Annotated in this window: 17 protein-coding genes; 8 read left to right on the plus strand and 9 right to left on the minus strand. The window is 49.1% G+C overall.

Annotated elements, in window-relative coordinates:
• Positions 1-23 precede the first annotated feature (23 nt).
• From fba to DWZ56_RS06310, 7 genes are all read right to left on the minus strand, one after another.
• Positions 24-887 (minus strand): class II fructose-1,6-bisphosphate aldolase, encoded by an 864-nt coding sequence (gene fba, locus DWZ56_RS06285; RefSeq protein ID WP_118555527.1) that lies wholly within the window; start codon positions 885-887, stop codon positions 24-26.
• Between the two features lie 168 nt (positions 888-1,055).
• Positions 1,056-1,556 (minus strand): hypothetical protein, encoded by a 501-nt coding sequence (locus tag DWZ56_RS06290; protein ID WP_118555528.1) that lies wholly within the window; start codon positions 1,554-1,556, stop codon positions 1,056-1,058.
• Positions 1,553-1,675 (minus strand): hypothetical protein, encoded by a 123-nt coding sequence (locus tag DWZ56_RS23300; RefSeq protein ID WP_279220277.1) that lies wholly within the window; start codon positions 1,673-1,675, stop codon positions 1,553-1,555. Before DWZ56_RS23300 ends, DWZ56_RS06290 begins: the two co-directional genes overlap by 4 nt.
• A complete protein-coding gene (locus tag DWZ56_RS06295) occupies positions 1,663-2,106 on the minus strand; it encodes an ATP-binding cassette domain-containing protein (RefSeq protein ID WP_118555529.1) in 444 nt (147 codons plus the stop codon). The genes DWZ56_RS23300 and DWZ56_RS06295 overlap by 13 nt, the downstream gene beginning before the upstream one ends.
• Positions 2,107-2,111: 5 nt before the next feature.
• Positions 2,112-2,498 (minus strand): GntR family transcriptional regulator, encoded by a 387-nt coding sequence (locus DWZ56_RS06300; RefSeq protein WP_118555530.1) that lies wholly within the window; start codon positions 2,496-2,498, stop codon positions 2,112-2,114.
• Positions 2,495-3,139 carry a hypothetical protein gene (locus DWZ56_RS06305; protein ID WP_118555531.1) on the minus strand — a complete coding sequence of 215 codons (645 nt, stop codon included), beginning with the start codon at positions 3,137-3,139 and terminating at the stop codon, positions 2,495-2,497. Before DWZ56_RS06305 ends, DWZ56_RS06300 begins: the two co-directional genes overlap by 4 nt.
• A 34-nt stretch (positions 3,140-3,173) precedes the next feature.
• Complete coding sequence (locus tag DWZ56_RS06310; RefSeq protein ID WP_118555532.1) at positions 3,174-4,040, minus strand: MerR family transcriptional regulator; 867 nt, start codon at positions 4,038-4,040, stop codon at positions 3,174-3,176.
• 390 nt (positions 4,041-4,430) lie between these two features.
• Here DWZ56_RS06310 and DWZ56_RS06315 point away from each other — a divergent pair, with 390 nt between their 5' ends.
• The 5 genes from DWZ56_RS06315 to rbr all read left to right on the plus strand — a co-directional run bounded on the left by DWZ56_RS06315 (position 4,431) and on the right by rbr (position 8,241).
• A complete protein-coding gene (locus tag DWZ56_RS06315; RefSeq protein WP_118555533.1) occupies positions 4,431-5,798 on the plus strand; it encodes an MATE family efflux transporter in 1,368 nt (455 codons plus the stop codon).
• A gap of 280 nt (positions 5,799-6,078) precedes the next feature.
• The gene (locus DWZ56_RS06320; protein WP_118555534.1) at positions 6,079-6,357 is read left to right on the plus strand and encodes a hypothetical protein; all 279 of its coding nucleotides are present in this window, start codon (positions 6,079-6,081) and stop codon (positions 6,355-6,357) included.
• 95 nt (positions 6,358-6,452) lie between these two features.
• A complete protein-coding gene (locus tag DWZ56_RS06325; RefSeq protein ID WP_118555600.1) occupies positions 6,453-6,854 on the plus strand; it encodes a Fur family transcriptional regulator in 402 nt (133 codons plus the stop codon).
• Between the two features lie 145 nt (positions 6,855-6,999).
• Entirely contained in the window at positions 7,000-7,542 is a 543-nt protein-coding gene (locus tag DWZ56_RS06330) for an NADH peroxidase (protein ID WP_118555535.1), read from the plus strand.
• A gap of 159 nt (positions 7,543-7,701) precedes the next feature.
• On the plus strand, positions 7,702-8,241 hold the full coding sequence (rbr, locus tag DWZ56_RS06335) for a rubrerythrin (RefSeq protein ID WP_118555536.1): 540 nt from the start codon (positions 7,702-7,704) through the stop codon (positions 8,239-8,241).
• A gap of 163 nt (positions 8,242-8,404) precedes the next feature.
• Here rbr and DWZ56_RS06340 read toward each other — a convergent pair whose 3' ends face one another.
• Positions 8,405-9,454, minus strand: coding sequence for a LacI family DNA-binding transcriptional regulator (locus DWZ56_RS06340; RefSeq protein WP_158584471.1), 1,050 nt, complete (start codon positions 9,452-9,454; stop codon positions 8,405-8,407).
• 399 nt (positions 9,455-9,853) lie between these two features.
• Between DWZ56_RS06340 and DWZ56_RS06345 the strand changes: the two genes are divergently transcribed.
• Positions 9,854-12,328 carry a glycosyl hydrolase-related protein gene (locus tag DWZ56_RS06345; protein ID WP_158584472.1) on the plus strand — a complete coding sequence of 825 codons (2,475 nt, stop codon included), beginning with the start codon at positions 9,854-9,856 and terminating at the stop codon, positions 12,326-12,328.
• 118 nt (positions 12,329-12,446) lie between these two features.
• Here the strand turns inward: DWZ56_RS06345 and nagA are convergent, their stop codons facing one another.
• On the minus strand, positions 12,447-13,586 hold the full coding sequence (gene nagA / locus DWZ56_RS06350; protein WP_118555539.1) for an N-acetylglucosamine-6-phosphate deacetylase: 1,140 nt from the start codon (positions 13,584-13,586) through the stop codon (positions 12,447-12,449).
• A gap of 380 nt (positions 13,587-13,966) precedes the next feature.
• Here nagA and trhA point away from each other — a divergent pair, with 380 nt between their 5' ends.
• Together trhA and DWZ56_RS06360 are read left to right on the plus strand one after the other, a co-directional pair.
• Positions 13,967-14,635 (plus strand): PAQR family membrane homeostasis protein TrhA, encoded by a 669-nt coding sequence (gene trhA / locus DWZ56_RS06355; protein ID WP_118555540.1) that lies wholly within the window; start codon positions 13,967-13,969, stop codon positions 14,633-14,635.
• 276 nt (positions 14,636-14,911) lie between these two features.
• A complete protein-coding gene (locus DWZ56_RS06360; protein WP_118555541.1) occupies positions 14,912-15,751 on the plus strand; it encodes an AraC family transcriptional regulator in 840 nt (279 codons plus the stop codon).
• The last annotated feature ends 35 nt before the right edge of the window (positions 15,752-15,786 follow it).

Below are 15,786 nucleotides of genomic sequence, written 5' to 3' on the forward strand. Positions count from 1 at the left end.
GCTTTAAAGTGTCCGTTTTATCTTCAGGCTTTACCGACGGAACCGAATAATTCCATCTTCTCTTTTACTGTTGCCTTAATCGCTTCAAATCCAGGTGCCAGCAGCTTACGGGGGTCAAATCCCTTGCCCTGCTGATCCTTGCCTGCTTCAATATATTTGCGGGTCGCTTCTGCAAATGACAGCTGGCACTCCGTATTCACGTTGATCTTGCATACACCCAGGGAAATTGCCTTCTTAATCATGTCTTCCGGAATCCCTGTGCCGCCGTGAAGAACTAAGGGCATCTCGCCAACTTTTTCGCTGACCGCTGCCAGCGTCTCAAAGCTAAGTCCCGGCCAGTCAGCGGGATACTTGCCATGGATGTTGCCGATACCGGCCGCCAGCATGTCCACACCCAGATCCGCGATCATCTTGCACTCATCCGGATCCGCGCATTCGCCTTTGCCGATTACTCCGTCTTCCTCACCGCCGATGGCGCCTACCTCTGCCTCCAGGGACATGCCCTTTTCCGCACAGATCTTAACCAGCTCTTTAGTCTTTGCAATATTCTCTTCGATCGGATAATGGGATCCGTCAAACATGATGGAAGAGAAACCTGCCTCAATGCATTTCATGCATCCGTCATAGGTTCCGTGATCCAGATGCAGCGCTACGGGCACCGTGATGTTCATCTCTTCGATCATGGCTTTCACCATGTCGGCTACCACTTTAAATCCCGTCATGTATTTTCCTGCGCCCTCGGAACAGCCGATGATTACCGGGGAATTCAGTTCCTGTGCAGTCTGTAAAATTGCTTTTGTCCATTCCAGATTGTTCGTGTTAAAATGACCTACCGCATAATGTCCTGCTTTTGCCTTTTTCAGCATTTCCGTTGCCGGTACCAACATGATTATTACCTCCGTTTTGTTCTTCTTATATAAGATGCCCGTTTGTGTGGAAATATAGCAAAACAGGCTTCTGTCTTAGGGGGACTATTATACCGCAGCAGATAGGAAATCAGCGCGGGGTATAATATCTGTCGATATTATACCCCACATTCCTCAAAAAAGAAATAGTTAATTGATTATTTTTTGACAGAGTGCCAGGCCCGTGCCGCCGATCCAGGATCCGGCGGCAGAAAGGAGGATGCAGAACAGAAATATGAGGGGGATCTTTCTGGCGGCCATAACGCCTATGGGGATCAAGGTGAACATCGTTGTAAGAACACAGGCTCTAAGATTGCGCACCAGCCAGATCCTTCTAAGCTGCCCCTTATCTGCCGGATAATAGCACAGCAGCCCTGGTATAGACTCCCCCCTGGAATCCTTCCAGAAAAAGAACAGCGGGCACAGCCGCAGCACGGTCAGGCCCAGTGGACACAAAAATACCCACTGCAGCAAAAAGCTTACCGGAAAATACGTGACAAACAAAAGCGTGATCCCATATACAAATGTCAGCAGACCGTAAACCCCGATCCAGGTATTCTGCCGATTCTCCAAAGCCTTCAGTCCGGACTCCAGGGCGGATTCTTTGTACTCTGTCCCGCCGATATTGGAATTGTTTCTTATTTTCTTCATTTTGCCCGCTCCTTATTGCTGACGGTCTGTCTCTTGATCATATAATACATGATATCGGACAGGCCGGCTCTTCTCTCCATCGGATTTCGATCTCCGTTGAAGCAGTTCATCTCCTGCATTCCCGTGTCTGCGCAAATGCCAGCTGGAACCGAACCCGCATGCCCCGTGAGAGTGATTTAGCGCTCATATCAGGGGAGAGGTCATATCTCTTGAGGCAGCGTCTAAATGTATCCATATCCCATACAGAATACAGTGGCCCGAAAAACCCGGCGTTTTCCTCCAGTGTGTATTCCTGAATAAACGGCATGGCCTCCAGGATGAAACCGATGCGGTCCCTGGCCTGCTGCCCTTCCCTCAAAAGATCGTACCCGCAGATGCGGACATCGCCTTTATCCGGTTTTAACCCGCCCACAATCATTCTTATGGCCGTTGTTTTACCCGCGCCGTTCCTGCCGACCAGCCCCATAATACACCCGGGCTCAATGCGGAATGTGACATCCTTCAGCGCGAAATGCCTCCACTTCTTTGTCAACCCATTTACTTCCAGCATATCCGTCACTCCTGTGTTCCGTCTTCCTGGTACAGTATCTCTAACATGTCCGTCATATCGGCGCAGCTAAGGCCCGCACGGCGGCAGTCAGCGATCAGCTTCTGCATCTGTTTCTCGATCTCCTGCACCTTTTTCTCCCTGAGAAAATCCGTGTTCTGCCTGCAGACGTAAAAGCCCCTGCCGGGCACCGAATAGATCAGCCCCTCCTGTTCCATCTCCTCGTAAGCCCTCTTCGTGGTGATCACGCTGATCTGCAGACCTCTCGCCAGGGCCCGGATGGAAGGGAGCGGTTCCTCCGGAAGTATCTCCCCATTGATAATCGCGTCCTTCATCTGGCTGACAATCTGTTCATAGATCGCAGTATTGCTCTGATTGGATAGTAAGATGTTCATCTTCCGTCTCCTTTTTGAGGGTGATATTCCTCCGCGTTTACCGCAGCCAGTATCTGCCGTTCCTCATACAGCAGGGTGATCAGCGATATCAGTATGCCAATGGATATCATGATGCTCCCGTTTCTGACCCAATCCCCTATAGTAAACAGGCACAGCAGGGCCGGCACAATCATAAAAAACAGCATGCCCGTCATATTGACGGAATAGCAGATCTGCATGCGGTGGGACAGCGATTTATATTCTCCTACAAAGGCGCCGTATACACCCATCAACATCATATAGAAGTAAAACAGATTCCAGAATATCCATTTTGACTCCGGCTCCCAGTTAAGAAAGAGATAGCTGATGAGATAAAACAGGGCCAAAATAAACAGGTTCATCAGCATGATGCTGCAATACTTATATTTCAGGAACCGTCCGTACTGCCCGTCAAATCCAGGCAGAATATAACAGATCCGGTCCTCATAACGGTTTATATATTTCACGGCATACAGAGTGAAATAACCGCCCCAGATCGGAACCTCCAAACCGTTTATACCCAGAAAGGAAAGCGCCAGTACCAGAACGGTCAGCACCAGCGTAAGCCCCCTAAGATTATGAAAAAGCTGCACCGCCGTTGTTTTAAACGCGATTTTAAACATGTCTCCACCCCTGCCTTTCCGTCATATCACAGATCTACTGCCTCTCCAGGTAAGCTTTAATTGCGAGTCCGATAAACCGCGATGCGCCGTCCCCGTATTTCTGATCGTTGACCTGCATATAGGCAGGGTTGGTCATATAGGAATCCGCTATAGCCGGCCAGTAACCGGCCCCCATGTCCATGCCCCTGTTGCTTTCATTGGTAAAATTGATCAGCTCTTCCACCGCTTCCTGCACTTTTGGGGATGCTGGATCACAGGTCAGATCAGAGGTAAGCGTTTTCGTGAGCTCATCGGTTCTTCTGATGAGGCTGTCCACCAGAGCTTTGTCCACTGCAGGGCCATTCTTCAGAAAATTTCCAAAATTATTTTCCATAGCCCGTGTAAAATTATCAATGCTTCCATACTGCCTGACAGCCATTTCGGCGATTTCGCTTTCACGGTTTTTCATGCCGTCAACCATCCTGTCAAAGCTTTCCATGTCACCAAGCTGTTTTACGATTTCATCCGTGTGGGTGTTTTTGAAATCCGCTAAGACGCGGAAATATTCACTCATATCAAAATCCTTAAACTCCATACACTTTTCTCCTTTTAAAAGTTTATCCAGCAGCCCCAGCAAGGCATTTAACCGATCGCGTTTTATACGGATCAGCTCCCGCTGCTTTTCAAATGCAGCAGCCTTATTAAACTGCGGATCGTCCATAATTATCTTTATCTCTTTCAGTGTAAAATCAAGCTCCTTAAAAAACAGTATCTGCTGGAGCTCTTCAAGAGCGCTCTCATCATACAGGCGGTAACCTGCGTCCGTTACCTGTGTCGGCTTAAACAAGCCTATCTCATCGTAAAACTGAAGAGTCCTCGCACTGACGCCCGTCAACGAAGAAACCTGTTTCACAGTCATCATTCTGCATCACCACTTTCTATATATTATAAGTACGGCATCCGAAACGGAAAGCAGTACCGGGCTTTGTCGATATCCTCCTGCCGGCTTGGGATGTCTGTGTCAACCCTTAACTATACTGTACACTATCACGATACGTGAAGGTCAATACCTTTTTCCCGAATCCGCCACAATTTTGTTACATAATTTTATTTTCCCGTGAGGGGACCTATTTAATATATTTTTTTTAATTTCATATAATATTCATTTTCATTTCCGCTTTTACCGCTTTACAGGCCCAATTTTTAAACCTATAATTATAATCATGCGCTTTTAGAATGAAGCGCGGACAAGCAATAAAAGGGCCGGAAACAATCATTTCCTCCGGTTAATTAAGAAAGGAAGTAGTATACTATGTCACCTGATAACAACCGTCTGGGCAGTGCGCCTCTTGGGAAACTGCTTTTTGAACTCGCTTTGCCCACAGTATTTGCACAAATTGTCAATCTTCTCTATAACATGGTGGACAGAATCTATGTCGGGAGGATACCGGAGGCAGGCCCACTCGCATTAGCCGGTCTGGGAGTCGCATTTCCCATCATTATTTTGATATCCGCCTTTGCCAGCCTGGTAGGCATGGGAGGCGCGCCGCGGGCCGCTATCCTGATGGGCAAGAAGGATAATGACGGAGCGGAAGAAGTTCTGGGCAATTCTGTTTTCTTCCTGTTTCTCCTGTCCATTGTGCTCTGCGCCGTATTTTACTTTACCAAGGACCCTATCCTGATGCTGTTTGGAGCCAGCAGCCAGACCCTTCCTTATGCAAGCCAGTATCTTGGCATCTATCTGGCCGGTACGCTCTCCGTACAGATCGCGCTGGGCCTGAACCAGTTTATTTCCTGCCAGGGCTTTGCCAAGACCAGCATGATGACGGTACTGATCGGCGCGGTGCTCAACATCATACTGGATCCTATTTTCATATATGTGCTGAATATGGGGGTAGCCGGCGCCGCGCTCGCGACAATCATAAGCCAGACTGTTTCAGCAGTATGGGTGCTCGCCTTTTTATGCAGCGGCAAAAGTATCCTGCGCGTAAGAAGGAAACATCTGCATATAGCCAAAAGAGTGCTCCTTCCCGTCATCGCGCTGGGAATTGCTCCTTTCATCATGCAGGCCACGGAATGTCTCGTACAGCTCACTTTTAATTCGGGCATGCAGAAATACGGCAATGACTTCTATGTAGGGGCCATGACCATCCTTTTCAGCGTGAGCCAGATGCTGTTTCTTCCCATGCAGGGTCTCGCACAGGGCGCACAGCCTATCATAAGCTACAACTTCGGCGCCGGCAACAACGGCCGTGTGAAAAAGGCATTTTCCCTGATGTTCAAGACGTCTCTCGCCTTTTCCGTCATAGCCACCGGCATACTGATCCTGTTTCCTGAACCGTTTATCAGGCTCTTCAGCAATGATGCGGAAATCATACGCATCGGCACCTACGGGCTTAGGATTTATATGGTCGGATTTCTGATCATGGGAGCTCAGCTGGCCTGCCAGCAGACTTTTATCGCGCTGGGTCAGGCTAAGATCTCCATGTTCCTGGCGCTGCTTAGAAAGATCATACTGCTGATCCCCCTGGCAATCATCCTGCCCATGATCGGAGGTCTGGGAACGAACGGCCTGTTCATCGCGGAACCGATTTCGGATATCCTGGCGGTGCTCACCACGGTGGTGCTCTTCGCCGTCAATTTCCGCAAGATACTCGCGCGCGGAGCAGACAAAATCTGACAGAACCCTCCGCCTTTTCGGCCGTCATCCGCACGGCCGCTTAATACCGCTGACGTCAGTGCAGCAGTCGGCTGAAACCGGTTATAATATCTATACATAGAAAAGCAGCTGTCAAAAGGTGTACCTTTTGACAGCTGCTTTTCTATGTACGTTATATCAAATAAATAGCGGATCCGCAATGAATTTCAGGCATAGTTTATACTTTCTGTGCTTTTCAAAGAAAAAATCGTCCGCCGTTAGATCCTGTTCAAAAGGTACACTTTTTGAAGGGAAATGGAATATGCCGTATACCAGAGATGATTATTTGAAAGATAAACTGCTCATAAAAATGATGGCCGCCGGTCCGGAAACGGCGGAGGCCGAATTGAGAATGAAACGCTATACGCAGCGGAAAGTATTGCTCAAAGTGATCGGAATTTCACTGACATTCGCAGGAATTGGCATACTGATATCCGGATGCGCGAAATACGAAATCCAAAATCGGGCCCTTACCCAGGGGCTGATTGGATTAGGAATAAGTTCTGCCGGATGTCTGCTTTTCCTCATCAGCACCGGCTGACTAAAAATTTTGTTTTTAATCTTGACATCCGTCCCCTGCTCTGCTATTATAATTTCAGAAACAATAATCATTACTATTTTAATAAGGAGGGTGCCATGCTGAAATACAGTCGACAACGTGAGTCGATTAAAAACTTTTTAATGACCCGCAAAGACCATCCGACTGCCGACACTGTATATATGGCCATCCGGGAGCAATATCCTAATATCAGCCTGGGAACCGTGTACCGGAATCTGTCGCTGCTCTCCTCCATCGGAGAGATCCAGAGACTGTGCTGCGGGGACGGCGTTGACCGTTTTGACGCTGATACTAGGCCGCATTACCACTTTATCTGTTCAGAGTGTGGACGTGTGGACGACATTCCCATGGATACAGTAGACAGCCTGAATGACCTGGCCGGTAAGTTTTATGATGGTGAGATCCAAGGTCACAGCACACTATTTTACGGAAAATGTGTTGATTGCGTAAATAGTAAAAATATCCAAAAAAACGCTTGACATTGCAGATCATGTGTGGTACATTAAAACAGTAATCATTACTGATTTTTAACAACCAAGCAAACAGGTGGACGGCCGCCGGAGGCCATCCGGCAGGCGGCCACCCAAAATAAAAAAAGAGGATCAAGTAAAGGAGAAAACGAAAATGAAAAAATTTGTATGTTCTGTATGTGGTTATGTTCATGAAGGAGATTCTGCACCTGATTTCTGCCCTATCTGCAAGGCACCGAAGGAAAAATTTACAGAGCAGGCCGGTGATATGAGCTGGGCGGCTGAGCATGTGGTAGGTGTAGCACAGGGTGTCAGCGAAGATATCATTAAAGACTTAAGAGCGAACTTTGAAGGAGAATGCTCTGAAGTAGGCATGTATCTGGCGATGGCAAGAGTTGCTCACAGAGAGGGATATCCGGAAGTTGGTTTATATTATGAAAAAGCTGCTTACGAAGAGGCAGAGCATGCCGCTAAATTTGCAGAGCTGCTGGGTGAAGTCGTTACAGACAGCACCAAGAAGAACCTGGAGTTAAGAGTTGCTGCAGAAAACGGCGCTACCGCAGGCAAGGTGGATCTGGCTAAGCGCGCGAAAGCTGCCAATCTGGATGCGATCCATGACACCGTTCATGAGATGGCAAGGGATGAAGCTCGCCACGGTAAAGCTTTCAAGGGCCTGCTTGAAAGATATTTCGGTTAATTTTTATCCTATTCGGTCTTATCATTTACTTATTCGGAATGCCTGCACACAGGCATTCCGGAATCCCATATACACAGGATGATGTGTCCAGCTGCGCGGTGTCGTTATGAGCGATCTATGAGCTCATAATATGAATTGAAATATTGGAGGGTTACAGTTATGGCAAACAAATACGAAGGTTCTAAAACAGAAAAAAATTTATGGGAAGCATTTGCCGGTGAATCTCAGGCCAGAAACAAGTATACATATTACGCATCTGCTGCTAAAAAAGCGGGTTTCGAGCAGATGTCCGCTCTCTTTCTGGAGACGGCCGATCAGGAGAAGGAGCATGCAAAGATGTGGTTTAAAGAGATCCACGGCATCGGAACTCCTGAAGAAAATCTGGCGGACGCTGCTGCCGGTGAGAATGGCGAGTGGACCGAGATGTACAAGCGCATGGCGGAAGATGCCAGAGCAGAGGGCTTCGAGGATCTGGCTTTAAAATTCGAACTGGTTGCCAAGGTGGAAGCGGCTCACGAGCAGCGTTACCTGAAACTTCTGTCCAGCCTGCAGGAAGACAAGACCTTCAAGGGCGATGCTCCTAAGGGATGGAAATGCCGCAACTGCGGATATATTCACTACGGTGAGGAAGCTCCGGAGGTATGCCCCTGCTGTGCACATCCCAAGGCTTATTTTGAACGCAAGGTAGAAAACTACTAAAAATAAAAACGTGCGTCCACCGGGCGCGCTATAAAACAGGCATGGCTTTGTCACTCTCAGAGCCATGCCTGTTTTGCTTTTGCATTTATTTTTTGCATTTATGTTTTTGCATTCATGCTTTTATATCAGTTTTGTTATAGCGATACTGTGTCAGTACTCTATTTTATAGCTCCATATCCAGCGGTTTCTGGAGATAACAGCCGGCATTGGCAGCAAATATTGCCTCGCTTTTGGTATACAGTGCCGGTTTAGCCGGAGCTGTCCCGCTGTTGAGATATTGATAAAGCACCTTTACCGCATAATACCCCTGCTGGAACGGCTCATGCCCAATCGATGCCGCAATCAGTCCCTGCTCCATATATCCGCTTATCTCCTCATTCAGATCATATCCGATCACACAGGGCACCCCACCCGTACAGGAATCACGCACCGCTCTGGCGGTCTGCTCCAGGGCTCCGATGCTGACAAAGATGCCGTCCGCAGGTGCGGAACCGTTTTGCAGCTCCATCACCTCTTCATATACATTCTCCGGCCTTCTGTCAAACTTCAGAATCCGGGTGAGTTTTACTGCATCCTGGTTTGAAAGGGCCTGCTGCAGCCCTTCCATTCTCCGCTCTATGGCGTCCACCGGCTCTTTCAGCGTCAGAGCGGCCAGCCGTCCCTGTCCTCCCATCATCTTCAGAAAGAGTTCGCCGGCCAGTCTTCCGGAACGCAGGAAATCGCAGCCAATATAGCAGAGCTGTCTCACCCCCGGCAGAGGCGCATTGATCACCGCCACCGGAAAACCGTCTTCTCCCATGCGCTCCACCTCGTCTGCGATGACCCCGGGCACATTCGGCGCCACCGCCAGACCGTGATAGCCTCTTTCCCGCAGTGATTTGAGCAGCTCAAGCTGTTCCTGCGGTTTTTCTATATCGGTCTTCAGAAAGTCCACCGTCACGCCTCTGACCTTCAGCTCCCAGGCTGCTGCGGATACTCCGTATTCCACCTGTTTCCAGAAAAACTCCGGTTCCGAGTATACGGCTACCGCGATGCGGTAGTCCTTCTTCATAACCAGGGATCTGGCTGTCTCATTGGGTGTGTAGTCGTACTGTTCCAGTGCCTGAAGCACCCTCCTTCTGGTTTCTTCCTTCACATTGGGATGATTGTTCAGCACCCTGCTGACAGTTCCTCTGGATATTCCAAGCAGCTTGGCCAATTTCTCAGTATTCACTCGTATCCTGTCCTTTCCTCTGGCTTTCCTGCATTTATCATAGCTTAAGAGGGATCTGCGCGCAAGTGTGAACTGCAAAACAGCGTAACGGCGCAGAAAACAGGTTACAAGTTCACAGTTGCCGTAAACATACCGCATATGACGGGCCAGAGTACGGTCCTCATCGGGACACGCTCTCGCTCCGTGAAGCGCGCAGCGGTTCTAATGCTGCAAACTACGCAGCAAAAGAACCGGCGGGCTTCAAGGGATCCCGATGAGGACCGTACTCTGGCCCGTCATATGCTGCTTTATTGGTAACTCTAAAATTTGTATATTGTTTTTTCTGAGACAGTGCAATATAATGGAAATGTTACACGAGTACATTTCGGATTAATTATGCATTACTTATTTGGAGGGGCCATGAAAAACGACAACAGACTTTATTATTTTCTCTGCAACCACTGGACAGAAGGCGGCATCGGATACGCATTTCCGGTGGGGTGGTATGCAGGGAAAAAATATGAAAAGGGGTTTTCCAGCGTTTACACCGTTGAAAAAATGCTGGATGCGGCGGATGAATATCCGACCGTCAAAGCATCCATGGAATTGGATGCCTATACTTATGAAGTGTTAAGCCGCATTGCGCCGGAGACTGTCGCCCGTCTGAAGGAATATATTGCGGCAGGGAAGGCGTCCGTGGAAGGCGGTACCTACGGTCAGCCTCTGGGACAGGATTACGGATGGGAATTTAACATCCGTCAGCTGACGCTTGGCAGAAAAACCATTCAGAAATATCTGGATACGGATGTGAGGGCTTTCCTGGTGGAAGAACAGTGGTTTCATCCCCAAATGCCGCAGCTGCTGCTTAAAAGCGGCTTTCAGTATGCTTCTCTGCAGAACCAGAATTCCGGACAGGTCATGCCCATGAACTGTTCCATGATCCTCTGGAAGGGTTTGGACGGAAGCAGCCTGCCCACGATTCCGGCCAACGATATCATGGTCTCCTGTGTCCGCCAATATGCGGATTACAGCGAATATGAGAACCGGCTGACCAATCAGTATGAAAATCCGCTTCTGTTCCAATGGGTGGAAATATGGGTTCCCGGCATGGACTGGGGCGCGGGCGTGCTTCCGTTTGAAAAAGCCATAGCGCAGGCTGCAAAATGGGGGGCGCAGCCCGTTTCACTCGGAGAGTACTTTGAAAAAGCGCTGCCCGGCATGCATCCCGAGGAGGTTTTTATACCGCTGGATGAGTCCAATTACGCCAACGACTGGTATCAGGGAGGCGGCTGGGGGTTCGACGGCGACCGCGTTATGACCTGCAACCGCAGAACTGAAAAACATGTAATGGCTGCGGAAAATCTGCAATGGTTTCTGGATCCGCAGAACCAAAACGGCTACGGAGACCGGCTGCTGCAATGCTGGAAAGACATACTGATTCTGCAGAATCATGACTCTTCCTGCGCCCGGGCATACCGCGCGTTTGATGAAAACGGCATCCAGACTACCGCCGGTTCGCTGGTTGTAAAAAAATATGCGGATATCGACTGCCAATGCGGTGAACTGCTCGGCGGCAGGATCGGTATGCCCGAAGAGAGCACCTGGGTACGGGTGTACAACTTCTCCGGCTATAAGGGACAAAAGCCCATTGAAATCCGGTTGGAGGGTACCTGCCCGGACGGAATGCGCCTTGAAGCCGTCGACCCGGACGGATTTAAGCCGGACTGTGTAACCTGTCAGAGCCCGGATCAAACCTTCTGTACGGTGAGCTTTACGGACGAACTGCCTCCTTTCGGATATAAGGATTACAGGCTCAACCTCATTTTCCAGAAGCCTGCAACCATACAAAGCGGTTCCGTTTCGATCTGCAGCGAACGGATCTCAATCGAGTGGATGCCGGGAAGCTGGGAAGTGATTATAAAAGATAAGGTCGGCGGGGTCACTGTCTCCTGTCTGCCGTTCTCCGGCAGCATCGGAAAGGAAAATGAGCACGACATGCTCTACCCGGCCTTAAGCCCGGCCCACCAGATCTTTACCTTCGCCTTTGACGGCAACCGCCACTGTCCCGATCAGCGTTCCCAGATGCGCATCACCGGAGAAGTGCTGTTTCAAACTGCCTATGAGAGCCGTATGCGCCTAAGCTGCAGACTGGTTAAGCTCTACACTACAGAAACACCTGCCGCTTTCTGTGAGGCTGATCTCACACTCAATCACCGCACGGATGATATCCGGATTCAGCTGCATCTCTTTGCCGGAGCTGCGCTCAATGTCAATGCGGACTGCGTATTCCGGCATAATCTTAAAGAGGCATGCTACTTCCGGGATTATCCTTTCGGCGAGGAACAAACTAAGCTGGATGATATCTACGCCAACTCCTATCTGCGCACGACGGACGGTGAAGGCCGCAGCGGATTTACCATTTTAAATTTCGGTACCCAAAGGATCACGCTGAAGCGGGACAGTGAAGGCGGCAGCATCTCCCACTGCATCGCCCGCAAAAAGCTATTTCAGGATTACGAGTGGAATTTTGTCCTGCGCTTTTTTACCGGCGGTCCGCTGGAGAGCTTAAAGCTGTTTAAAGACTATAATACTACGATCTGCGGACGGCCGGCTGATGACATACATTATGCTTCCTTATATGAAAAGGAAAACAACGCAGTGGCGGTCTCCACCCATTTTATGCAGGACGGCTTCCTTTACATCCGGCTCATCAACTACAGCCAGGAATTCCAAAAGGCGGCTCTGACCATGAATTTTTCCGTGAAATCCGCGGCGGCCGTGGACTTTATGGAGTGTCCTGTAAATGAGCCTATTGAGACAGACGGAAACCGCATCCTCATGGATTTCAGACCCTGGGAGATTCGGACCGTGCGGATCGAACCGGACCGCCGGTAAACTGCATACACACATTAATTTACGTCCGGCAAAAGCTCTTTAGATTGCACAAACCGGATAAGCAAAAGGCGAAGGTCCCTCGCGTTTCGGGACCTTCGCCTTATTTATTTCTCCGTTTCTACTGCCGCAGCATTGCCTTTCCCCGGCAGTAAGTCTGCTCTACGCTGTAATCATCCCGCAGCACAACGATATCCGCATCGTATCCTGCGGACAGTTTGCCTTTTCTGTCATCCACCCTTAAGCATCTGGCCGGATTGATCGTGCATGCGTTCAGCGCCGTATCAAAGGGCACCATGGCCTCTTCTGCCAGTATCCTTAAGCCCTGATTCATCATCAGCGTGCTGCCCGCCAAGGTGCCGTCCGACAGATGGGCGCTTCCGTCCTCGTAGAGCGTATAGGGATGTCCGCCTATCTCATAATCCTTTTTAGGTCCGTTCTTAGCGCAGAGTGAATCGGTGATCATGATGCCGTAATCCCGGCCTTTCACCGCAAAATAAGTATTTAATACCGGCAGCTCTATATGGCAGCCGTCGCATATGATCTCTCCGTACACATCCCGGCAGCGCATCGCAGCTCCTGTAATGCCCGGTTTCCTGTGATGCAGTCCGGTCATGCCGTTAAACACATGGGTCATGGAGGTTGCGCCATTTGCTATAGCCATGACCGCGGTGTCATAGTCCGCTCCGGAATGCCCCACGCTTACCACCACACCGTGCTGCGCGCAGTATCGGGTCAGAGCCAGGTCTTCATCTTCCTCTGGCGCCAGCGTTATATACTTTATAAGGCCTCTGGCAGCCTTCTGGTACTGGTCAAACGCCGCAGGCGTCCCCTCCGCGATATGTTCGGGAGGCTGAGCGCCTTTATATTCCATGGACAGAAACGGCCCTTCAAAATGGATTCCCAATATCTGCGCTCCCTCATAGCCTTCTTCTACAACTTTAGCCACGTTCATCAGCGCGCCGGTGAGCACGACCGGGCTCTGGGTCACTGTGGTGGGCAGGATTGAAGTCACCCCTTCTTCCGGGATGCGGCGCATCCAGTTTCTTAAGCCTTCAGGGTCAGGCTCGTTGGTATCATAGCCGTATGCTCCGTGGGTATGTACATCTATAAAACCCGGCACCAGGCGCAGCGATTGGTAATCCTTGTCCGCAGGTTCAGTGGCATAAGGCTGTATGCGTTCTATTTTGTCTTCTGTTATTTTGATCTGAGCTGGGATGAACTGACCCATTACCCAGACTTTCTTACTTTGAATAATCAATGGGAAAACACTTCCTTTCTGACTGATGCTGTATCATACGAAATAAATCCGCGTTCATCGATATTAAATCATGCCAGCAGGCTGGCACGGCCCCTCCGGGGGGATGCGCATGATTTCCTTTGGAAATTGTCTGCTTCGCAGACGGAAATCAGCGCGGGTATAATATCTGTCAATATTATACCATAAATTCCCCTTCCAAACATGGAATAAAATATAAAATTTTATATATCATAAAACCAGGTATTGATTTTTATATCAATATATTGTAATATATCTATATCTTAAATGTAGTTTTAAAAACCACTTGTCGTATTATCTATCTATTACCATATGGTAACTTTAGATGGACAGAAATTTGGCTTGTTTAAGGAGGCTTAGCTATGAACACAAAAATAAAAATTAAGGACCCGGGCAGCGCAATCACTCATTTTATCGGCTGGCTTATGGCCATCTTTGCCGCCACGCCGCTGCTGATAAAAGCAGCGGGGAATCCTGACAAAATACACATGATAAGCCTGGCCGTATTTATTATCAGCATGATTCTGCTTTACGGAGCCAGCACCATCTACCACACTCTGGATATTTCTGAAAAAGTGAACCGCAGACTTCGCAAAATGGATCATATGATGATCTTCATCCTGATTGCCGGGACCTATACCCCGATCTGCCTGATCGCTATCCCCGGCCGCATGGGAACCCTCATGCTGGCTCTGGTGTGGGGAATCGCCCTGGCCGGAATCCTGGTGAAAGCCTTCTGGATCACCTGTCCCAAGTGGTTCTCCTCCGTGCTCTACATCGGCATGGGCTGGGTCTGTGTACTGGCATTTACGCAGATCTTAAATTCCCTGTCTCCGGCGGCTTTCGGCTGGCTGCTGGCAGGAGGCATCATATATACGGTAGGAGGAGTGATCTACGCGCTTAAGGTTCCCATCTTTGACCGGAAGCATAAGAACTTCGGCTCCCACGAAATCTTTCATCTGTTTGTAATGGCCGGCAGCATATGCCATTTCATCCTTATGTACAGTTTTGTGGCCAATATGCCGCTGTAACTGCTCAGTAAAAGACCTGTCTTTGTACAATGTAAGGCTCCTCACCGCCGGTATGCAGTGAGGAGTCATTTTTTAATAATATCGGATTGCCATGGCGGAAATTTTCGTCAACTGTAAGCAGTGATGGTATTTAATCCATACATATAGTATAATTTATCGCAGAAGCTAAGGTGCGGACCGTGCCGTACACCCGACACAACAAGACACTCATTGTCGGGCAGTGATATGCTCCCGGCACTATAATATACTTACAGCAGACAAAGAAGGAGGTCTCCCATGAACGGTTGGAACGAAGGCATAACCAATGCGGTCGCATACATTGAAGAGCATCTGACAGAAGATATTGACATTAATAAGATAGCTGATCAGGCTTATGTATCAAGCTTTTACTTTCAGAAAATATTTAATGTGCTGTGCGGATTTACGGTGGGTGAGTATATCAGGAACCGGCGTCTGACACTTGCTGCGCAGGAGCTTTGTTCCACCGATATAAAAGTGATCGATGCGGCGCTGAAATATGGCTATGATTCGCCGGACAGTTTTACCAGGGCATTCACGAAGTTTCATGGGATAAGTCCTTCTGCAGCAAGAGAAAAAGGCAGTAAGCTGAATTCTTTTGCACCGCTGAAAATAAAACTCACGCTGGAGGGCGGAACTATGTTAGAGTATAAGATCGTAGAGAAGGCACAGTTTACAGTAATGGGAAGATCCCGCAGATTCAACACAGAAACATCATATGAGGAAATCCCGAAGTTCTGGAAGGAACACATTGCAAGCGGCGAAAACAAGACTGTGTGCGGCATGTATGGGATTTGTGTGGACAGTGACGGCAAAAACTTTGATTACCTGATTGCCGATAACTATCTTCCGTGGAATGAGGTTCCGGAAGGCTATGAAACCAGAGTGTTCCCGCAGGGCACATGGGCCGTATTTCCCTGCCGCGGCGCGCTGCCAAAAGCGCTGCAGGAAGTGAACACAAAGATTTGGAGCGAATGGCTGCCTTCCTGCAAAGCGTATAAGTTTGCAGGCAACTACAATATCGAGTTGTATACCCCATTACACGAAAATCCGGAGGATGACTACAGTGAAATCTGGATACCGGTAGAAAAGATATAATATTCGGATGTAAGCCAGGCGGGCGGAAGCAGTTT

The organism is Lachnotalea sp. AF33-28, assembly GCF_003477885.1.
In the GTDB taxonomy this organism is placed as follows: Bacteria; Bacillota; Clostridia; order Lachnospirales; family Lachnospiraceae; genus AF33-28.